Origin of the sequence: Paenibacillus sp. FSL K6-4396 (genome assembly GCF_038002525.1) — a bacterium.
GTDB classification, from domain to species: Bacteria; Bacillota; Bacilli; order Paenibacillales; family Paenibacillaceae; genus Paenibacillus; species Paenibacillus amylolyticus_B.
Genome location: NZ_JBBOCR010000001.1, coordinates 4256111 through 4276879, shown reverse-complemented (window position 1 = coordinate 4276879; position 20769 = coordinate 4256111). Strand labels below are relative to the sequence as shown.

Here is a 20769-nt window from a genome sequence, read left to right as displayed (position 1 = left end):
ACACAGAGATTGGTGTAAGGACTTGGAGTAACCCCGGTGGAGCTGGGTGATCATGCATCCTTTTGTTGTTTCAATGCTTGTAAATCAAGAATGATAATTCGGCTGCGATCCACTTCGAGCAAGTGCTCTTTCGTAAGCTGGTTTAGAAGTCGGTTTGCTGTCTCCCTTGTTGTTCCGATGGAGTTGGCGAACTCCTGATGTGTCATGGGCAGGTTGATGATAATCTGGTCTCCGACCGTCTGTCCGTGTTGCTCTGCAAGCATTAAGAGGAAAGAAAGCACACGGTTGCGCACATCCTGACCAGAGAGTACTTGCAATTTATCCTGTAATTCTCGTATTTTGTCTCCGAGTACACGCATAATTTTGATCGCAATCGATGGCGTGCTCAGCATTAATCGTTCGAAAAGTCTGACAGGTATGGCGAGTAGCTCGGTAGGGGTAATCGCTTCGGCGGTAGCCGGGTAGGGATGTGCATTAAAGAAGCCGGTGTGCGGGAACATATCTCCTGTTTTGAGGAAAGAGACAATCTGTTCATGCCCGTTCTCATCCGTTTTGTAAGCTTTTACAATGCCCGTACGGATGAAAAAAACAGCTTCTTTTTCACTACCTTCGCTAAAAATGACCGTTTTCTTGTGAATGCTTCTAGATATGGCGATATTTTCGACCTGCTTTAATTCCTCAGGGCTAAGGTCCTGGAAGATGGGGAACTGTTGTAGAAACTCCGCTGCTGAATCTTTGTTTACCCTGCTCATGAGAATCTTTCCTCTCTGTTTTCATATTTCTGAACTTCGACATCATTCAATCCTAGGAGGTTAACTGTGAAGTGAAAACCAATACAATTGTTATCCCTCATGAACATGGCGGTTGGGCCATGGTTAGTGTGCCTTTTCTGGTAGGTGTGATTGCAAGTGGACCGCATTGGCTGCATGTGCCTTTATTTGTAGCCTGGCTTGGACTATATCTAACCGCGTATCCCTTGTTGCAGTCCCTGAAAAGAAATGCCAATCAACATCGTCTGTACAAATGGGCTGCAATCTACGGTACAGTGGCTCTAATCTGTCTTATTCCACCCATTCTTGGTGAGTCCACGCTGTTATTCTTCGGCCCTGTACTGGGCGGACTGTTGCTTGTGAACATCTGGCATGTGAGAAACAAAGTAGAACGCTCGCTTACCAATGACTTGTGTGCCATGCTAATGTTCTCTCTTGGAGGCGCAGCTGCCTATCTCATTGGAGGCGGGCACTGGGACTATGGCATGGCGATCGTAGTTCTGTTTTCTTTCTTACATTTTACAGGAAGTACGTTCTTTGTGAAATCGGTCTTTCGAGAGCGAACGAATAAGGGTTGGCTGATGCTAACTCGCCTGGTACATATCCTTCTAATCATTATACCGATGGTGATCGGGTATCCATGGATGTCTTTTGCGTATGTCTATTCCGCTGGGCGCACCTTCATATATGCAGGCAAAACACTGCGCCCTATGAAGGTGGGAATTATCGAAATTATTGGAGCCGTGCAGTTCTTGCTCTGGTCCATTCTGTTGTAATCCGCATCATTTCATCATAGCGTGATTATTGAACACAGCAGGTGATATAGGTCACAACGTCGCAGGAATGTTTTTGATTCGTCAGCCAAGGTTAATGGAATGATAGAACATAATTGAACTTGAGAGGGGTCGGCCCAGATGTGGACTGCATTCATGTGGGGCGGCATCTCTGCCTCAGCGGTTGTCATAGGCGCACTCGCAGCATTGTTTCTGAAGATTCCCAAACGAGTCATTGGCTGGATTATGGCTTTTGGGACAGGTACATTAATCGGGGCAGCTACCTTTGAACTACTCGGAGATGCGCTGAATGATGGAGGGATTATCCCTACAGCCATTGGATTTACGGCGGGTGCCGTCGTATATACGCTGTTTGACTTGCTCGTTTCTGCAAAGGGAGGGGCAGGGCGTAAACGCTCGGGAAGGTCAGGAGACTCGAATCAAAGCGGCCTGGGTATCTTTGCAGGCACGGTAATGGACGCTATCCCGGAATCCATCATGCTTGGAGCCAGCTTGCTGGCTGGCAACGGTGTCAGTGTGGTGCTGGTGGTATCGATCTTTGTCAGCAACATTCCTGAAGGTCTTTCCAGTACGGTTGGACTGCAGGGCAAGTACAGTCGTGGCAAAATTATATTAATGTGGCTGAGTGTACTATTGATCTCCGCGCTTGCGGCTTTGGGTGGATATCTGTTTCTGGAACAGCTTCCAGAGGAGATGGGGGCAGCAATTGGTGCATTTGCAGGTGGCGGAATCATTGCTATGATTTGCTCTACCATGATGCCGGAGGCTTTCGAAGAGGGCGGACCTGTTGTGGGTTTGATTGCATCCATGGGATTGCTCGTATCGCTGTTGTTGGATCTATAGAGGACAGAACAAGCTTCCAATCACTTTATATAAAAAGAGTATCTGAACAGAGTGATTTCTGATCGGATACTCTTTTTGATTATTTAACCAAAAGGGTGATATTAATGGTTGCCGGAACAGCTTCCTCCGCACCCGCAAGCTTCCTTACCTAGTTCATTGGCTTCGGGCAGGCGGTTCAATTCCACGGATTTCGTGAAGTAGTGACTGATCTGCTGGTGCAGCTGGCTGAATTCCCGCTGAGCATAGATAAACCGACGAATGAGGGGATGATCATAGAGTGCACGTTCTTCCTCTTCATACACCTGGATTTCAGATGCAAGCAATTCAATGTTCTGTCGTTCTTTCTCCTCCAGTGCCTGGTGTTTTTCCATAAAACGCTCATACTGGGCTGTGGCTTGCTCATCTGCTGCAAACTGATCAATCATGTCCCGCATCTCTTTGTAGCCTTCATCTTGTAATAGCAGTGAACATAGCTCCTGCATTTTGTGCATAATGATCTGTTTGTCCAATTTAACAACCGTATTCATCGTATAAACCTCCTGTAAATCTTTTCTTAACTGTATACTGTAACGCTAGGTGACACTGTGACGATACTCACATCCAATGTGAAATACAATACTTGTCCCAAAGCTATATAAGCTGAGCTAATCATTCACACGTTAACATTGATGGGAAGGTCATTCTGCCCTCGTGGTGTTAGTGCAAATAATCTTTAGTTCAGAACGGAACCATTTCCCTAAGCTGCTCCAGTTGAAGAATAAGGATGCAGTTCCCTGTAACCTGAAGCAGTCCCTGGGTCTGCATCGTGGCGAGTTTACGACTAAGTGTTTCGGGGGTGATGCCAAGCAACAGTGCCATATCTTTTTTGAAAACAGGCAAACGGATCTCATGCCTTGCATGATTTCGGGTATGAAAATACAAAAGCAACTTGGCAATCTTCTGTTCCGTTGTCATCGCACTGAGCGAGCTGTTCCATTCATCGGTTTCACGGAGAAGATTGGAAATGGCAAGCAGGAAATGATAAGCAAGCTTTGGATCATGTTCCATTAACTGGTCAAAGTCATGCTTGCTGATAGAGCAGATGGCCGAAGGCTCCAGAACTTCGGCGTTCGCGGCATGTGGTTTTTGGTGTAACAGGGAATCTTGTCCGAAGAAATCTCCGGGAAACAGAAAGCGGATAATATGTTCCTTGCCATTTTCATTGTATTTGGATAACTTTACACATCCCTGATGAACCACGTAAAGCGTATCTGAGCGTTCGCCCTCCTGAACGACAACTTCGCCTTTGTTATATTTGCGGGTATGCAGAAGGGAGGTCAGCAATGCAGCTTCGGCTGGATCAAGATGCTGGAACAGAGATACTTTGGAGAAACAGGCATCCTTCGCTTCGTGTGTACAGATCATCATTTAATCACCTCGAATTGTTCAGGATAGGTATAGCCATTATCTATTGTCATGTCTCAGTGAGACATCGCGGGTCCACCATGATCAGTACCATCCTTGGTCACACGCAGAACAGCGGCAGCGCCTTTGGCTACATGGTTGAACTGGTGGGTTACAATCGCATAATCGCCTTCTTCGGTTACGGTGAACTCTACGACAGCTCCACCACTTGCGGGAAGCATAACCGTCTGTATTCCATACTGGATGTTGCGTGGATTCCCATCGGTATACACACGGTCCATAATGGTACCGACAATATGGAAGGATGAGACTTCATTGGGTCCGGCATTACTGACATAGATCCGCACCGTATCTCCTACTTTGGCTAACAGGGGATGTTTAACTAATCCATAATCATTGCCGTTAAATACCACATAATCCGGTTCTCCGTTCAAAAAAGCTTCATAATCATGCTCTTTGTACCATTCACTCTGAACAAGGGTATACTCACGATCAATCAAGTGATCAGAAGGGTATCCAGCTTTGGGCTCCACAATAATCATGCCGTACATCCCGTTTGCGATATGGGCAAGAACCGGTTTGGTTCCACAGTGATACATGAATACACCGGGTGAGGAGGTGGGATAGGTGAACGTGCCTTCCTCGCCTGGCATAACATCAATAAATTTGCTGCTGGGAGCAGCATGTACAGCGTGGAAATCCATGGAGTGAGGCAGGCTGGAATCTTTATTTTTCAACGTGAACACCAAGGTGTCTCCCTCGGTCACTCGCAGGACGGGTCCGGGAACGGTACCATTAAATGTCCAAGCGTTATAGATCACACCTTCGGAGATTTCGACATCTGTAACCTGGGACGTCATTTCAATATATACCGTAGTTCCTTCTCTGCGAATGATTGGGTCCACCGGAGGTTGACTGGCCGCAGAGTAGGAGACTTCATCGTTGTGAACAGGTTTAACTGTATCGGCGGAACTACAGTGAGAGAGAGTTGCTGTGAATATGGCGAATACGAGTGACCATTTATATACATTCAGTAAGGAGAACATAGTTGCACAACCTTTACTCAAGTGATGTTTTTCACAATCTAAAAAGCAGGTTTTCTTTCATTTCAGTAGTTATGTAGTTATAGATTACGTTATTGAGGCAGGAGCTGGTGTGACGGGGCACACACTTGGGTATGTCGTATTAGAGGTATTTCCAACAATCTTGCTTCCATTCTTGTGCTGAGGAACGGAGTTACATATAATTTTAGAGAGATGGATTGGTAAATGTTACGTATTTTCAGGCTGTGTATATCTTAGTTACAGAAGGAAGGGTGGATACGGAATGAAACGTTTCGAAGATGAAGGTGCGTATAAGTACAGTTTCTATTCGGTACTTCGTCGGGGCGAGCAGGTTGATGTGAAATGTCCCCAATGCGGTGGGCGCGCATCTATAGAAAAACGGAACAATCAACTGGGATGGAAGTGTTTTGTATGTTACGCTCAAGCTCTTGAAGAATCAGTGTATCAATATAAAGCCAAGGGGAATTGTGCTGTATGTGAACGCTGGTTCAACATGGAAGTCACAGACGAGAAGAAGACGTCTCACCGATCAACGCATGTGGAATGTCCGCATTGTGGTTCTGTAAATCAGGTTGAGCTACATGCCAAGCCGATATACGGAAGGTGTTTTTCCGAGATTCGTGCAGGGAAAGATCCAGTGTTCGGTTTGGAATTATACTTTATGGATGATTTCAGAGGAAAAATAATATGGGCTGTGAATCGGGAGCACCTAAATTATCTCATCGCTTATGTTTCCGCAGATCTGCGTGTAAAACATGCAAATATGCCTATAAGAACGGCTTCACATAGTATCCCGGCTTATATTAAGGATGCGAAGAACAGGGATGTGGTTGTTCGTACACTGTCGAAGCTTCAGCACAAGACTGGATGAGACTGAAAGCGAAGATGAAGCGTTAAAGCTGCAAGGGAGAGTAGAACATGAAACTACGATTTAAATTAACTATTTTTGCAATCATTATGGGTATGTTGATGATTCCTGCTTATTTTATTTTACAGACTTATGGCATATTTCAAAAACAGACAGTCCTATCTGACTATGCTCTCGCTGTTGATGTGAATGGCAAGTCCTATGCAGCCTGGCCGCTGATTAACAGTTTTGCAGCGATGGATAAACAAGAGGATAACCGTCAGTTTTATTACCGGATCGATATGAGTCATATCCAATACCTGTTTAATCTGGCTTATCGGGAGTATGAAGTGAAGCCCGGTGGGGACAATCCATATCTGGCTGGTACTATAAACTATCAACATACGGACGACAACTACGTACAGACCGAGAAACAGTATGAGAACGCCAATGATTTCTCAACGGTCTTGAATCTGTATGATCAGGATGGGCAGGTGATTTACTCCTACGATAACACTGGCAAAGCGGATAACGAATTGGTGAAGTCCATAATTCATCAGGGAATGAGCCGTAACAGTGGCGGTAGTAGTGAAGCTGCCCGTGATCCTTATATCAATATTACGGCGCTATTCCGTGACAAGCTAAACATCGATGTGAAACTGACGGTGGATGAGGAGCACAAAGTAGTTACTATTCGAATGAACAAATCGGAGGCGAGATGATGAATGAGTATGGTGTGCAACACGGACCTGCTTATCTGGAAGGTTTGACAAGAAAGGACAACGACATTAATTCCGAGGAAGTGGAGTGGAAAGGCAAACTTCAAACGAGTGATGGTCATGATAAATTCCATATTTTTTATTATGGTGACTTGATGGAAGATGATCTGATTACCTGGCATGATTCGACACCGCTTCTTGTATATGCGGAGCATACCGTCACAGGTGAACGTTATCTGCTCATTGATGCCGCCAAGCACGGATATGATGCCATGTTGTGTGAGACCTATCCGGAAGAATCACTACGTGACAGACCTCTTCGCCCTTATCTGGATGTTGAAGGAGAGGACATCTTTGAGGTGGAATTGAAGGCCTACTACAATGTGCCATGGGATGAAGAGTTCGGCGAAGATGTAGATGAAAATGGTGCATATGAACTGATTACGGGAGAGCGCATGCATTTTGATCAGGTCAAACGTGATGGATATGATGCCTTTGCCATTCGTATTCTGAATCGTAAAGGGGTACAGACTGACATTGTACAGGAAGAACTGGCTTAGATCTGTAGCGAATGAACCAAATTGAGATGGGAGATGTCGACAAATGTATATTGTATCCCGTGTACTTAAGCCGGTTCCAGCGGAGGAACTGGATCACTTTGAACAACAGCACGCCATCTCGCTACCTTTGTCATACCGCACCTGGATTGAACACTACGGGGAAGGTACATATACGGGATGGATGAATGTGCAGAGGCCAGACCCAGAAGTGTTGAAGCCTTTTGTGGAATATGATTTTTGGATACATACGGATGATTCGCCTATAAGTCAACATCAACTTGAGCAGTGCATCTCCATCGGCAGTTCTGTAGATGGAGATTTCCTTGCTGTTCATCCGGAAGTTGAGGGACTGTTGTGGCTACCGCGTCATGATGAGAATATCACCTTATGGACATGCTCGGAGACTGAATTTGGCGAAACGCTGGATCGGATCTATTGTGGGTATTACCATCAGGATAATCCAATAACGCCACTTTACTTTGAGCCGTGGAATGAGTTGCGGAAACATACATTTTACCATTTTTCAGGCACGGAACAGGGAAGCTCCATGAAGGAACTCGCCGATACATGCAAAACAGAATTTAAGTGGGACGCTGTGTTGGAGAATGAGTACATGTGCAAGATGTTCATGGTGTCGATGGGAGGATATTTACGATTTAACTATGCTGCTGGGAGAGAAGTTGCCCTGTTCTATGAAGAAAAGAATGGTGCGGAGGAGGCAACGGATAACGAAATCAGTTTGTTCTTGCAGGCACATTATTGTACGGCATATGAATAGGGGCAGAGTGGAGGGACACCTATGAGTTGGTTAAAGGAAGACATTGCGGAACAATGGCGCAATGAAGGCAAGCGTTATGCAAAGGATGTCAATTCATTTGTCCAGAGAAGTATGCAGGGAGAGCAACCGGATGAATCCGAGTTGGAGGGAGACTCCAGAAGCGGAATGAGTACTGAAGTATTCCATATGGTGAGACAAGCCAATCTCCACGGTGACTTGGAGGTGCTCCGACGTGAGCTGCCCGCAGCAACGTGGCCGATGAATGAGGCGTTTCAGGCTTCCATGCAGGCGGTCAAAGTTGTAGGTTATCTGAACGAAGAAACGTGTGTATGTAACACGGGTATCTTCACAGAGAATGGTCAGATCTATACGATGGATCAGCACGGATGGCAGTTGATTTCTTCGTATACTTTTGCAGGTTGCTCATCAGACGGATTGGACTATGCGCTTGCAGGACCGGATGGGATTCGTGTCATTCGTCAGCCAGATCGCAAGTTGGAAGGACAAGAGATAGCGACATATCGTTGGGTAGATATTCAATTCCGGATACAGTCGTCCTCACCTCGAATTGAATCACTTGCTGATTGTGAGCATCCCGAACGTACACTAGAGGGACTTATACCTATGGATGAAGGCAGGGCACTACTTATACATTCACGATACGGGATATATCTGGTCACACAAGCTGAGGTGACCTTGCTTCATCCCGATCTGGCAGAGATTGAAGAGTACGAACTAGAGGATACACAGATAGATATGGGACATGCTGCTGTATCTCGGGATGGCCGATGGATTGCCTATGGTAGCCAAGGGAGCAATCATATGGTGATGGACCGTCAGGTGAACAAGACTTACTCCCTCTATCCAGAATCGAGTTACCCTCATTATGCCGCATTCATGAGTGCTAAGCAGAGCGTCTGGTTTAACGCATGTCATTTCTATAATGGGGTCACGATACAGGTTCCGCTGGAAGATATACAAGGTAACGAAACGAAGGAAGACTGGCCAGTCATGGATGAGAATGCACGTGTGTATGCGGCAGTGGAAATAGAGGCAGGCATGGTGCTGGGGGATGCATATGGTTATCTATATTGTGTAAATGGCGAGGGTAAGGAAGTATGGCGTCATTTTGTGGGAAGTACCATCTATTCTCTCGCCGTATCGCCAGGGCAGTCCAAACTTGCAGTTGGCACGTATGGTGGCATGTTGCATGTGCTCGATCTTTGTTCCAAAGAAATGGACGAGTACGGGATCGGTACAGGCAGTTTTCGTGAGTTGGAGAGGTATGTATTGTGGCGTGGAGAAGAACCTCTGCGCTGGTGAGGTAGCATGATGACCTGTTTAGGGGTGAAGGCATGGAACGTGAAGAGGCTGTAATGTTATTAAAATGTCATGCTTTTTACTATGATGATCTGAGTCATCCCAAGATGGAGAACGGTTTTATTGGCAGTCTGCGCCCATTTCGCGGACATTTGATTGAGGAGAATTTTCATGAATTGATGAAGATATTACGTGTTCTGGCACCAGAACTTGCACAGCCTTCACTGGATCGGGGAGTCATGGCATGTCTTTGGGGAATTACTCATATGGCACGTGCCTGGGCCGTTGAACCCGAGGGCATGCTCCGCAGAAACAATCTCATCTCGGACGAGCAGGTAGTGTTGATGGAACAATGGCTTAATTTGTTATCTTACGCAGTCATGATCCTGATCGAAGGTGGCGGAGAGGAAGAAGCGTTTTGGGAATATCATCAATATGTGCAAGAAGAGAATGGCGGAGCTAAGAAAGGGGAGGTCTAGTGAAACTGGAGTCGAATGTAACATTAAACGTACTTATTGACGAGCTGAATCGCTTGTTGGATGAGAAAATACAGGATCAAGAGATTCGCCAATTGTTTGAAGAGTATCAACATCGGGAAGGGGCATCCGAAGAAAGTCTCGATATATTCGAAAAGGAGTATGGAATTAGGCTACCTGGCGATTTTCGTACCTTTTACCAAGGCAAAGATGGTAGTGGCTATGGGTTGCATGTGCTGTACCCGGGTGATGCTGAGGCTGGGCGTTGTACGCCATTTTATCTTATGTCATTGGAAGAGATTCGAGAGACCAAACAATACTTCTGTGAAGTGGATGAGAAGTTGGAGGAGTATTATTCTGCAGAGGAAATGAAGCAGTTGGACCCGGAGATCAAGCCATATCTGTTCCATAAACCATGGATTCCTTTTGCAACGATCGCGGGAGGTTCGCTGTATCTGATGCTCGATTTTGATCCAACAGCGGAAGGGACGTATGGGCAGATTATTATGTACGTGCACGATCCGGACTTTATCTATTATTTAACGCCTACCTTCACGGATCTCCTCAGTATGTCGAACCGAAATCTGAAGATAATGGATGAGATTACGTATTAAGTCCTGAATGATTAGAGAATAGGTTTCGATAATAAAGAAGCTGCCGAAGCAGCTCCTTTATCTGATCTGAACCTGAACTTTGGATAAGTCTCATGATTACCACTGAAAGAAACGATGTCCGTGAAATCCTCCGCCTGGAGGTCCTCCGTGTCCACCTGGACCACCTGGACCGCCGTGAGGTCCGCCGGGATAGCCACCTCCTGGGAAATGACCAGGGTGTCCACCGGGGTAACCACCGCCGGGATAGCCACCGTGCCACCAAGGACCACCGATCGGATATGGTAGTGGAAAAGGAACGATGGGTGGGTATGGATATGGATACGGATAAGGGTAGGGATACGGTGTGGGTGGATAATAAGGGTAAGGATAACCCGCAGGTTGCGGGGATGATACTGAACCAGGGCCGTATGCCATGTAACAAGCCTCCAATAACTGGATTGATGATATCAGCCTATGCCACAATGGTTTCAGGTGATACAGCAGATTGAAGATTAATCAATATAGAGTCATGAGGGGGAACCTATGGTAGCCGTAGCTTTTCACACCGATCCAAGAGGAACTGCCTATGAACTGTTGATTGACGAATTGATCGAGAAGACAGATCGTTTTATGCTGGTTGACCGAAAGTATGTTGAGGGAGATACACCTGAGAGGGTTGCCAAAGTATTACAGAGACTTGAGCCGTATCTAATTGAAAACAGTACGATGGAAGAAATGATGATGCAAAGTGGCGCCATGTATGCAGAAGGCATCTATTACTTATATCGTTGCACGCCTGAATCCGGGCAGGTCCTTAAGGAGGAAGCCAATCGCTTTCATGACTGGTTATATCCGTCATTGCCGGACGATCTTTGTTTTCTGAAAGAGGATGGGAGTGATTACTTCTACACGGTTGCTCATGAGCATATGTATGGCATGCACATTACACAAGAAGAAGCAATTGAGCTAATGGAGCGTATTCCAGGCTTGTTTTTCGATTTAAATCGTCAGAAAGATATTCATCGACTGTTGGATGATGCAATCAGGCATCAAACCGATGTGCTGAATATTAGTTCACATTACTTAAAAGAGATTCCGGAACGGATTCGGGAATTAAAGCACTTGAAACGTTTGACGATTTTTGAGCAGGATATTTATACACTTCCTCCAGCCCTTTTTGAACTGACATCATTGGAAGAATTGGAGATCATGACAGCGGATTTGGAAGGTATTCACCGAGACATTGGAAAATTGAAACAACTTCGAGAGCTTAGAATTTATTGCGGTAGTTCTTATCATGTTCCTACCGGGTGGAAGCCAAAGGAGAAGTCGGATCTTGGTCTGAAACATATTCCAGCCGAGATTGGTGAATTGAGCGAACTTGTGAGTCTGGATATAAGTTACTCTGGCATTCGTGAAATCCCACCCGAACTGGAGCAGTTGAAGAAACTGCGTTATCTGAGTATAACGAATAGTTTAATTGAAGGAATGCCGGACATAGTCAAGCGAATGACCTGGCTTCAGAGTGTAAATTTGAACAGTACTCCACTAGGGATCAGTTGGGAGGACATCTCCGACGAAGCAGAATTATAATAGCCAAATATCCCTCCTCCCGTGTATCTGAGTCAGGGATATTTGTTATGCGATGAAAACTTGGCGGAAATGGGCTCACGTATCTGGGCGCTGGGCATAAGCTGGCATATAGGTTATGACCTAAACCGAGAGCGAAGGGCAGGCGTTTTATTTTGGCAACCTCATACATGGATTATACTTTACCCACCACCCAATTTACTTACGATTTGAGCAAGAATCCGTTATTCAAGAAGGATGAGGATAACTATATAAACTCTCTTTCCATCAACCAGTTAAACACACTGGGCAATACTTCTTTACTGGATATTTTCCTCAACACAGGCAATGTGGTTGAACCACATATTCATCAGAATGCAACCGAACTGGTATATTGCATCAGCGGTTCTGCCGTTGTGTCCCTCATCAATCCGTTCACCAATGAGTTACTTCATTTCCCAATTACTCCGGGGCAAGTGGCGAATGTACCTCAAGGCTGGTGGCATTATGAAGTGGCTACTGCAGATCAAACGCATTTATTGGCGATCTTCGATGCACCCGTGCCTGAAGCGATATTTGGCTCAGACATCTTGCGACTTACACCTACCAAACTTCTGGCTTATACGTACTGTCTAGATGAGAAAAAAGTTCAAGAAGCGCTGGCTCCCATTCAAAAAACAGTGATTATTGGCCCGCCGGCAGATTGTATGACTTCCACTGCCCCCAACTCTAACAGTGCTCCGAATGTGAATCATCAGCCGTACGTAATGCCTAATGTACAACCAAACACACAACCCAGCATGCAACCAAACACACAACCAAACATGCAACCCAATGCACAGCCCAACATGCCACCAAATACTCAGCCCAATATGCAACCTTACGTAAACCGTCTTCCGTACTGGGGGACTTGGGTCGATCCACGTATTATCCACGAACCGGGTTGCCCGTATTATATAGAGCTTCCTGTGAATACGAATATTCAAGAGGAAAGATGACGGTTTATTAGGCAAGGTTTATCTAGTACACATAGGTACTTTAGTTGAATTAGGTAAAGCAAAAGAGGCTTCCGCAAAGGAACGCTTCTTTTTTTGATTAAGGATGTCTTCATACTTGCGGAAAGCCGTGTTTAGAGCTAAGCATGAGGCGCTAACGAATCGTAGTCGTCTTAATCAAGGATTTGAAGCGCGCCCAGAAATCTAAAGAATCTGAGACACCTTATATCAGAATAAACAGCCGTTTGACGTGTTTATATCGGGGATTATGGGAAATAACATGTCTGGAGTTCCTTACAATTTTAAATGAGGCTATATATGTTCAACTAAACATCTACATGATAACGGAAAGTTATTCTTCCATCGGAATGCCAGTGTAAATATATTCATTAGTTGAACTTATATACTATCTACTTACGATGTGTAATTTCGGCCCAAACCAATTTCCGTTAATAATTGACGATAAGCAATTGAAGTACGGTCAGCGGGAATATGGGCCTCGGCATGCAGATCCAGGGGCAGATCCTCCGGTTTCTGTGACTCGACCATCTCGCGGTCCTCTTCGAATACCTGCAAGTTGAACTTGATTGTGTCTTCAATAGGAGCGTCTTTGTCAAAGTTTCGTGTGATTGGACAGAATAGACGCGTATAACGAGCAGAGATCGGCGAAGCACAATTCAGAATATTCAGCTTGTCGTCTCCTGGGAAATATACCGTCAGAGAAGCCGCAAAAGGCGGGAATACCCGAAACTCACGCAACCATTGGAAACCTTCTGGAGCAACAAGACCTTGCCCTTTGCCATAGTTGCTCACCGTACTCCAATACTCGGCCAGTAACTCATTACCTTCACGTTTCACTTTGTATTGAGGGACTTCTGTGTTGTTTTTGTCACCAAACGTTTCCGTATGCACATAGGCAAAATGGGATACATCGAGGAATCCCTCCATTTGACGTCCAGAAGAACCGGCAATATCAAAGTTGGGTGGCAAAATATTGATATAATCCGGATCATCCCATCCAGGGAAGGAGGGGATCTGTTCTTCCGTTCCCGCCAAAGTGGTCCAGATTAAACCATAACGTTCAACTGCCGGATACACGATAAGTTTGAGCTTAGGCGAGATCTTGGAGCTTGGGTGTGCAGGTACTGCGGTACATTTACCTTCACAATTGTAACGGAAGCCGTGATAAGGGCAGACAATCTCACCATTTTCTACCCAGCCTTTGCTAAGTGGGGCCCCGCGGTGAAAACAAAGATCCTTGGCTACGACAACCTGATCATTACTTCGATAGAGAACCAGCTTCACATCGAGTAATTGAGCAGCAAGTGGTTTGTCTGTTACTTCGGTAGCTTGTGCTACCGGATACCAATATTGTGATAATACATGCCAGTCTTCAGCGGTGAATGTACAACCTCTAGGCAATTCGGACGTATTAGGGTTTGCGTTGGAAGTTATCATAGTAAAACACTCCTTGCCAATATGAATAAACATTTCTCTTTCTTATGTCAGAAAAGTTAACTTTATTAGCCGTATGTTACTACTCTTTTGGTCAAAGCATCAATATATCCAACCTACTTTTGGTTAAAATCACAAACGGTACAGCAAAAACCGTACATGGATACGGAAAAAAGCGGATTTTTCTTACGTTAGATGTTAATTGTAGAAAAGAGAACAACCATTCAGTATGTTTTTCCATTACTGATTATTAACTCCATGGAGGTTGTCCTGCCATCAGAATCTCAGTGTGAATATTCGTTAGTTGAGCAACCATTCTTGTGAGAATAAAAAGATTTTCGTAAAGTATGTCACAGATCCCGGCCGTCGTTTGTCTACAGTATGTAAACCAAATGATGGAGGCGAATGAAATGAATTTAAGAACCAACTACAGAGCAGTGAGTCCAGGCGCTTTTAAAGCGATGATGGCGATGGAGCAGTATATATCCGGGCAATTTGAAAATAAAGTATTGTATGAGTTGTTAAAAATCCGTGTGTCTCAGATCAATGGCTGCGCCTTTTGTCTCGATATGCATGCCAAAGATCTGATGAAACTGGGAGATTATGCGGATCATATTCTATTGCTGAGTGTGTGGCGTGAAGTGTCTTTCTTCACGGATCAAGAACGTGTTATGCTGGAGCTGGCTGAGGCGGTGACCCGTATCTCGGAACACGGTGTACCCCTTGCGTTGTACGATAAGGTTCGTGAACATTTCAGTGAATCCGAACTGGTGGATCTGATCCTTGCCATTAACACGATTAATAACTGGAACCGGATTGCGATTACAACAGGAATGTATCCGGGCTGCTTTAACTAAAATACATGCACCATGCCAGAGGAGGCCATTCTTATGAATTCCAATCTCCACGCCAATGAGCCAGAAGTGTCTTCTCTGGATGTTGGTGAGCTGTATATTCGGTATAAAAATTATGCATTTTCAATCGCTTACCGCATGCTCGGCAGTGTGGTAGAAGCTGAAGATATGGTTCAGGATTGCTTTGCGGGGATTCAGAGCAATATTACTCAAGATATTCGTAATCCGAAGTCTTATATCGCCAGACTGGTGGTGAACCGAAGTTTGAATCTGCTCAATTCTGCCCGCAACCAGAGGGAAAATTATGTTGGAGAGTGGCTTCCGGAACCGATAGCAGACAGTAAAGTGGGAAACATACCAGAGGAAACGATGCAGAAGAAAGAGCTGATTTCTTATGCCTATCTGGTCATGTTGGAGCGGCTTTCGCCTGTTGAACGGGCTGTTTTTGTACTTCGTGAAGCTTTCCAGTATGACTATTCTGAAATAGCGGATTGGCTGGGCAAAACGGAGAGTAACTGCCGTCAAATTTTTAGCCGCGCCAGACGGAATTTGCCTGAAAAACTTCCACCGATCGAGCAGAGTGATGCCGATATGATAGCCAAGGGTGAATTGCTTACCCGTTTTACAACGGCTTTCCTTCGTTATGATGTCGCTGCGATGCTCGAGTTACTGGCAGATCAGCCTGTATTTACAGCAGATGGCGGTGGCGTTGTGCATACTGTGATGAGAACGATGCATGTTCACAAAGGTGTGCTTGCACTCCTGACCTCACGGCGAGTCCTTACGCGATTGCGTGAAAGAGAATGGGTACCGATGTGGATCAATGGCGAGCTTCAACTCGCGTTGATGAAAGAAGGACAGTTGTCCGAGGTGCTCTGTTTGGGGTTGGACCCTTCTGGAGAGCGGATTGAGGGCATTTATCTCGTCGTTAATCCGAACAAACTTACATCAATAGACACTTCAACTCTTTGATCCAAACGTAAGGAGTTGCAAGGTAAACTCAAAAGCGGCAACCTCTGTCTCAAGGACTGCCGCTTTTTTGGCGTTCACATTTTGCGATTCAGCTTCGGATTATTCCCAGGCAAATTGTTGTTGAACAGATTCAATGATGGCTCGTACTTCAGGTGTAAGCTCATCATTGTTCTGATTCAGAACCTGCAAAATCTTTTCCATGGTATCGAGAAGAACACTCCCCGTATTAGGCTCCCGCTTAGCCAAAGCTTTCTCGTAAGCCTGTTTCACCTCAGGGTCCATGGTGCGAATTTCTTCATCCGTGTACCAATCATAAGCAGGCGTGTTGTCACTTCCGTAAAAGAGATAATCCACAAATAACCCTTGCTTCACTGCTGATGTACGATTAGAATTCGGGAAGTTGTTCAAAAAGGCTTCTTTCTCCAATGCACGCTGGATTAATTCGTTCCAGGAGATGATAATGCCACCATCCGACGTGGTCATCTGATTGGATTCGGTAGCCATAATGTCGATGTATGCAGCAATATCAGCCTTAACAAAAGGTTTGAACTTTTGGTAGATCTCATAATTGATGATAGGGTAATACAAGCCCTCACTGGTTTCCAGTTTGAACCCGAGATCAGATGCTTCCTGCAGAACCTTCCTCACGGATGGATCTTTAATTTCTTTCAGCAGACGACTGTATGTAAGCTTCTGTTCGTAACCAAGTTGTTCATGGGCCTGAGATAGGGCTTGTTGAAACTGTTCCGTATACATTTGGTTATCCATATCGGCCAGCTTCATATTCTGCATATTCTCCAATTGCAGGGTCATTAATGTTGCCTGCCAAGGACCGACTTTGTCGATATGATTCATCAGGTATTTACGTGCTTTAGCCACACTCGCTGTGGATTTCACTGCTTCCGTTCGATACGTTTGGAATTGATGATACACCGCTTTGGAAGCGGGAACAGGTGCAGCCAGTGTTGTTGAAGTTGTAAGTATTGAGCCGATGGCAGTACAGCCGAGAGCCATAGCCAGTAAACCAAGTTTAGCAGGTTGCTTCCATCTCATTCGTATACCTCCCCATAATGAAGAAAAAGCCATTTGAATTCTCGTATAACGGCATTTCACCGTATTTTATATGTATGATCCGTAAGTGGACTAAGTACGGGTTTGTCATTGATTAAACCAGTTTCTGGTAACCAAATCAAGAGTCTTCAGTAGGAAAATGATTGTAAATAACCAAAAAACAGCCCCTAAAACCCAAATGGGTTGAAGAGACTGTTCTAAGTGTTCAGACTTTATTTTCTAACTTAATGAAGTGGTTTATTGCTGTTAGGCATCTGAGGTGCTCCGGTTGCTGGAATGTATGCCTGAAGCATCTGTTGTGTATCACTTGGGGTGAGTTGAGGTACTTGGTAATAGGCGTTTTTATTCTGGAACATGAAAATTTCATAGGCCATCTCGATAAAATGCTGGATCTGAGAAGCGATGACTCGGCGAACCGTTCCATTTGTGATCTCGCTACAGGACATGCCGAGCAAACTCGCATGTGACTTGATCAGTCCCAGCATATGACCGCTAATTCCGGCATCCTTTACGTCAGCAAGGCTCTGGTTTGGTTTTTTCGGTGCTGATGGCTTAAGGCCATATACCGGTGGTACCATGTTGGGGATCATATAGGTAGCTGTCTCTTGATGAGGCTTCTGTCCGGATGCAAAACACTCTGCTGTCAGATTGTACTGGGATAAAATGAAGTTATACTGCCGGTCCAGAATGCCAATCAGTTCCTGGCTCTGCACGAATGTACGGAAGATCATATATTGATCCAGCACATTAATGGTGGAGGACAGGATCTCATGCACATCGAACATCTCATGACCGCCATGATTCATGTTAGGCGTAACATTGGGATTTGCGTTTAAAGTAGGTTGTACTAAATTCTGTGGGTTCATCGAATTCGGATTCATTGGTAATTTGATTCTCCTTTGGTAAATGGTATGATTCTATATAAGTTGAACGAAAGAATATTTACACTTCTCACTCCGATGACAGAACAACCTTCCGATCGCTTTTATCCCCAGATTTTTAATTCTATTATACAAAGGTGAAAATCCGGTGATAAGCTTATGCTTCCGACGTAGCTTTCTTGTAGAAAGCTTTTAGCGAACACTTCGTTTCTTCGGGTTCATTCTGTCTTCTACGTTTTCGTGCAAATGTATAGTTCAACATCTATAGTATGCTTAGAGAGTGGTAAACTTATGTAATATGTTAGGAATATTCCACAAATAGGAACAGGTATGGTGGTGATTAAGTGGAGGAGACCGATTGGAGTGTAGCCAAGGATGTGTTTGTCAAATATTACGGGAGCGCTGTACAGATGCATCGAGAAGGTGTGTATGCGGACTATAAGCGATGGAACGTACCCCAAGCGTTAGAGGAACAATGGATAGGGGAGCGAATTCAACAATTAAGTTCCGAGCTGTCTATCATGAATTGGGATGCGGTAGATGAGCTTGCGTTGATTGCCAAACATCGGACAGAACCCAGTATTATTACGGCAATTACAGCATTTGCTTCAAGACAAATGAAGAGTGCGGACAGTATGGTTCGTCTCATGTATGCTGAACGTCTGATTGAGCTGATTAAACGGTATGAAACCTCTCTGCCAATGGACAAGATACGGGAAACCTATCAATTGACGATGGACTTGCTTGTCGATGTGGCGACTAAACCGTTGGTGCTTGATCCTGGCCATGAATTACAGCAGTATGGATTAAAGGATAAACGTGGATTGAATTTGCGTGTTGAAAAGAACAAGGAAGAAATCATCCGATATTTTCGAAATTAATTTGAATTTTATCAAGTGAGGTCAGAATCATTGAGAAAACTGAATTATATTCGCATATTTATTTTCCTTTGTGTGGTCACAGCAGTAACGCTTGGCTTGTACTATGTAGCCGCAGATTGGCTGGATCAGCGTTATTTCCGCTTCCTGATCTGGAATCTGTTTTTGGGCTGGATTCCCTTTGTGTTCTCTTATGCAGCCTATCTTCTAAGTGATGCGAAATGGAAAGGTGCCGCATGGCTTGCAATAGCAAGTGGTCTGCTGTGGTTGTTATTTTTCCCGAACTCTTCTTACATTGTTACGGATTTGGTTCATCTGACAGCGAGAAGTTCCCGGTATTATGGTGGAAATGGTGTGGACTACACCTACTGGTACGACTTGAGCGTTGTATTAATGTTTGTCTGGACGGGACTCCTGCTTGGCTTCTTGTCAATGTATCAGCTTCAGGAAGTGATCTATCACCGAATTGGACGCTGGGCATCCTGGATCTTTGTACTCGCAGGTAGTGCTTTGGGAAGTTACGGGGTATTGCTTGGACGTGTATATCGACTGAATAGCTGGGATGCATTGACGAATCGCGAGACGCTGATTGAGCTGATGCACGAAAGTGTAAGCCGCCCGTCTCTTGCGTTTTGCCTGTTCTTTGGCACGTTTATCATGACAATCTACGCCACACTGTATTACCTGGTTAACACGAGGTCTCCTCGTGAAACGCAGAAAAGTGCAGGAAGTCCTGAGGTTGACCTGCAAGCTTTGCGCTAAATTTTGTTGCCTTGAGGCATGCAGCCAAATAGAACTAATCTTAATATATTGCTTAAAGGGCTGTTCCAAGTCATACACATGGCTATTGGAACAGCCCTTTAACATTATAACGAGCCCTGGATCTGCTGAAAAAAAACACCTCTACTTATCAGAGATTAACTCAAGTATTGTTTTCACAACCAGTTCGGGTTCATCGTGGATAACCATATGACCACTGCGGGTGGCCACGATGAGCTGACTATCCTTCGATATATTCAACATGTTATGCTGCCCCGATTGCCATATGGATTCGAGCTTCTGCCCCATTTCAACCGAAATCCCTGCTTGAGCATAGTCTTGAGGACGTCCGCGTGCAATGATACGTACAGGTATTGATCCAAGATTTTGGCCACGAATGGCATCTTCTGTTAAATGGGCGAGTAAGGCTTCTTCTTCTTTGGCATGAAAAAAGGAGGGCGTGGCAATCACATTAACAAAAGTATCTCGATCTTGCTTGGCAACCAGACCATCCAGTAAAAAGTCTGGAAATAATCTGAAAGCGCCGGATAACTTCAGTAAGGATAGGAAGGAGGCAGACGGGTTTCCCTGAAACTGAGCCTGTTCCAACAAAGCCTTTGTATTCTGTTCATCATCTTCAGGTCTCGCGTCAATGAGGACAAGGCTCTGAACCTCACTTGTATAGGTCTGTGCAAAGAGTCTGGCATACATACCACCAAGGGAATGACCTACCATAACGTAAGGTCCCTGAATATTCTCCTTCTCCAGAGCTGCATGTAGTTCTTTGACGATATTCGAACCTGTACGTTCTGTAGGGGCAGATTCACTCCAGGCATATCCTGCACGATCATATGTGACCACCGTTGCATGTTGGGCGAGTGCCGCAGGAATGTCTCTCCACGACAAACTCGTCTCACCACTTCCAGCCTCCATAAGTATCTTCGGCGAGCCATTGCCTTGTTTATGAATGTGCAGTTGGTAACCGCCGATTTGAACTAACGTACCCGGAGGTGGAAAATCCTTTTTGGCCTGCGAAGAAGCAAACCACTCATAGAGGAATGCTGCACCAGTTAGGAGTAGCACTGTGCAGAGCAACTTCACCATGATAGTGAAAATTCTGAATCTCTTTCGTTTTTTGGTTGGAATAGTGTTAAGCATGATCTTATG

Annotated in this window: 24 protein-coding genes; 15 read left to right on the top strand and 9 right to left on the bottom strand. The window is 45.0% G+C overall.

What is annotated here, in order from left to right:
- Positions 1-50: 50 nt before the first annotated feature.
- Entirely contained in the window at positions 51-752 is a 702-nt protein-coding gene (locus tag MHB85_RS18455; RefSeq protein ID WP_341073382.1) for a Crp/Fnr family transcriptional regulator, read from the bottom strand.
- Positions 753-823: 71 nt separating this feature from the next.
- Between MHB85_RS18455 and MHB85_RS18450 the strand changes: the two genes are divergently transcribed.
- Together MHB85_RS18450 and MHB85_RS18445 are read left to right on the top strand one after the other, a co-directional pair.
- Positions 824-1546 (top strand): YwiC-like family protein, encoded by a 723-nt coding sequence (locus MHB85_RS18450; RefSeq protein WP_341073381.1) that lies wholly within the window; start codon positions 824-826, stop codon positions 1544-1546.
- Between the two features lie 138 nt (positions 1547-1684).
- Entirely contained in the window at positions 1685-2407 is a 723-nt protein-coding gene (locus tag MHB85_RS18445) for a ZIP family metal transporter (protein ID WP_091017873.1), read from the top strand.
- A gap of 101 nt (positions 2408-2508) precedes the next feature.
- On the opposite strand, the gene MHB85_RS18440 is transcribed toward MHB85_RS18445, so the two are convergent.
- From MHB85_RS18440 to MHB85_RS18430, 3 genes are all read right to left on the bottom strand, one after another.
- Positions 2509-2934, bottom strand: a complete 426-nt coding sequence (locus tag MHB85_RS18440; RefSeq protein ID WP_091017871.1) for a YlbF family regulator — start codon at positions 2932-2934, stop codon at positions 2509-2511.
- Positions 2935-3124: 190 nt separating this feature from the next.
- A complete protein-coding gene (locus MHB85_RS18435; RefSeq protein WP_181155469.1) occupies positions 3125-3811 on the bottom strand; it encodes a Crp/Fnr family transcriptional regulator in 687 nt (228 codons plus the stop codon).
- A gap of 56 nt (positions 3812-3867) precedes the next feature.
- Positions 3868-4857, bottom strand: coding sequence for a multicopper oxidase domain-containing protein (locus MHB85_RS18430; protein WP_105599321.1), 990 nt, complete (start codon positions 4855-4857; stop codon positions 3868-3870).
- A gap of 280 nt (positions 4858-5137) precedes the next feature.
- On the opposite strand from MHB85_RS18430, the gene MHB85_RS18425 reads away from it, so the two are divergent.
- From MHB85_RS18425 to MHB85_RS18395, 7 genes are read left to right on the top strand one after another with little or no spacing between them, the layout of a single operon-like run.
- The gene (locus tag MHB85_RS18425) at positions 5138-5746 is read left to right on the top strand and encodes a hypothetical protein (protein WP_105599320.1); all 609 of its coding nucleotides are present in this window, start codon (positions 5138-5140) and stop codon (positions 5744-5746) included.
- 47 nt (positions 5747-5793) lie between these two features.
- Positions 5794-6444 carry a hypothetical protein gene (locus tag MHB85_RS18420; RefSeq protein ID WP_341073380.1) on the top strand — a complete coding sequence of 217 codons (651 nt, stop codon included), beginning with the start codon at positions 5794-5796 and terminating at the stop codon, positions 6442-6444.
- The gene (locus tag MHB85_RS18415; protein WP_341073379.1) at positions 6444-7001 is read left to right on the top strand and encodes a hypothetical protein; all 558 of its coding nucleotides are present in this window, start codon (positions 6444-6446) and stop codon (positions 6999-7001) included. Before MHB85_RS18420 ends, MHB85_RS18415 begins: the two co-directional genes overlap by 1 nt.
- A gap of 43 nt (positions 7002-7044) precedes the next feature.
- Complete coding sequence (locus MHB85_RS18410) at positions 7045-7779, top strand: SMI1/KNR4 family protein (protein WP_091017860.1); 735 nt, start codon at positions 7045-7047, stop codon at positions 7777-7779.
- A gap of 21 nt (positions 7780-7800) precedes the next feature.
- Positions 7801-9102, top strand: a complete 1302-nt coding sequence (locus MHB85_RS18405; protein WP_341073378.1) for a hypothetical protein — start codon at positions 7801-7803, stop codon at positions 9100-9102.
- 32 nt (positions 9103-9134) lie between these two features.
- Positions 9135-9578 (top strand): hypothetical protein, encoded by a 444-nt coding sequence (locus tag MHB85_RS18400; protein WP_105599318.1) that lies wholly within the window; start codon positions 9135-9137, stop codon positions 9576-9578.
- On the top strand, positions 9578-10189 hold the full coding sequence (locus MHB85_RS18395; RefSeq protein WP_341073377.1) for an SMI1/KNR4 family protein: 612 nt from the start codon (positions 9578-9580) through the stop codon (positions 10187-10189). Before MHB85_RS18400 ends, MHB85_RS18395 begins: the two co-directional genes overlap by 1 nt.
- A 96-nt stretch (positions 10190-10285) precedes the next feature.
- Here the strand turns inward: MHB85_RS18395 and MHB85_RS18390 are convergent, their stop codons facing one another.
- On the bottom strand, positions 10286-10603 hold the full coding sequence (locus tag MHB85_RS18390) for a hypothetical protein (protein ID WP_105599316.1): 318 nt from the start codon (positions 10601-10603) through the stop codon (positions 10286-10288).
- A 108-nt stretch (positions 10604-10711) separates the two neighbouring features.
- Here MHB85_RS18390 and MHB85_RS18385 point away from each other — a divergent pair, with 108 nt between their 5' ends.
- Both MHB85_RS18385 and MHB85_RS18380 read left to right on the top strand, forming a co-directional pair.
- Positions 10712-11761, top strand: a complete 1050-nt coding sequence (locus MHB85_RS18385) for a leucine-rich repeat domain-containing protein (RefSeq protein ID WP_192131052.1) — start codon at positions 10712-10714, stop codon at positions 11759-11761.
- Between the two features lie 152 nt (positions 11762-11913).
- Positions 11914-12735, top strand: a complete 822-nt coding sequence (locus tag MHB85_RS18380; RefSeq protein ID WP_192131054.1) for a cupin domain-containing protein — start codon at positions 11914-11916, stop codon at positions 12733-12735.
- Positions 12736-13146: 411 nt separating this feature from the next.
- On the opposite strand, the gene MHB85_RS18375 is transcribed toward MHB85_RS18380, so the two are convergent.
- Positions 13147-14190 carry an aromatic ring-hydroxylating oxygenase subunit alpha gene (locus MHB85_RS18375; protein WP_192131055.1) on the bottom strand — a complete coding sequence of 348 codons (1044 nt, stop codon included), beginning with the start codon at positions 14188-14190 and terminating at the stop codon, positions 13147-13149.
- Between the two features lie 407 nt (positions 14191-14597).
- Here MHB85_RS18375 and MHB85_RS18370 point away from each other — a divergent pair, with 407 nt between their 5' ends.
- Together MHB85_RS18370 and MHB85_RS18365 are read left to right on the top strand one after the other, a co-directional pair.
- Positions 14598-15044 (top strand): carboxymuconolactone decarboxylase family protein, encoded by a 447-nt coding sequence (locus tag MHB85_RS18370; RefSeq protein WP_192131057.1) that lies wholly within the window; start codon positions 14598-14600, stop codon positions 15042-15044.
- A 33-nt stretch (positions 15045-15077) separates the two neighbouring features.
- Positions 15078-16013 carry a sigma-70 family RNA polymerase sigma factor gene (locus MHB85_RS18365; RefSeq protein WP_192131059.1) on the top strand — a complete coding sequence of 312 codons (936 nt, stop codon included), beginning with the start codon at positions 15078-15080 and terminating at the stop codon, positions 16011-16013.
- Positions 16014-16112: 99 nt separating this feature from the next.
- On the opposite strand, the gene MHB85_RS18360 is transcribed toward MHB85_RS18365, so the two are convergent.
- The gene (locus MHB85_RS18360) at positions 16113-17066 is read right to left on the bottom strand and encodes a hypothetical protein (protein WP_192131061.1); all 954 of its coding nucleotides are present in this window, start codon (positions 17064-17066) and stop codon (positions 16113-16115) included.
- Positions 17067-17308: 242 nt separating this feature from the next.
- Positions 17309-17950 carry a spore coat protein gene (locus tag MHB85_RS18355; RefSeq protein WP_411860584.1) on the bottom strand — a complete coding sequence of 214 codons (642 nt, stop codon included), beginning with the start codon at positions 17948-17950 and terminating at the stop codon, positions 17309-17311.
- Between the two features lie 359 nt (positions 17951-18309).
- On the opposite strand from MHB85_RS18355, the gene MHB85_RS18350 reads away from it, so the two are divergent.
- Together MHB85_RS18350 and MHB85_RS18345 are read left to right on the top strand one after the other, a co-directional pair.
- Positions 18310-18846 (top strand): hypothetical protein, encoded by a 537-nt coding sequence (locus MHB85_RS18350; protein ID WP_341073376.1) that lies wholly within the window; start codon positions 18310-18312, stop codon positions 18844-18846.
- 30 nt (positions 18847-18876) lie between these two features.
- Positions 18877-19605: a DUF1361 domain-containing protein gene (locus MHB85_RS18345; RefSeq protein WP_210108545.1), complete on the top strand. Its 729-nt coding sequence runs from the start codon at positions 18877-18879 to the stop codon at positions 19603-19605.
- Between the two features lie 141 nt (positions 19606-19746).
- Here MHB85_RS18345 and MHB85_RS18340 read toward each other — a convergent pair whose 3' ends face one another.
- Positions 19747-20760: an alpha/beta fold hydrolase gene (locus tag MHB85_RS18340; protein ID WP_341073375.1), complete on the bottom strand. Its 1014-nt coding sequence runs from the start codon at positions 20758-20760 to the stop codon at positions 19747-19749.
- Positions 20761-20769: the final 9 nt, after the last annotated feature.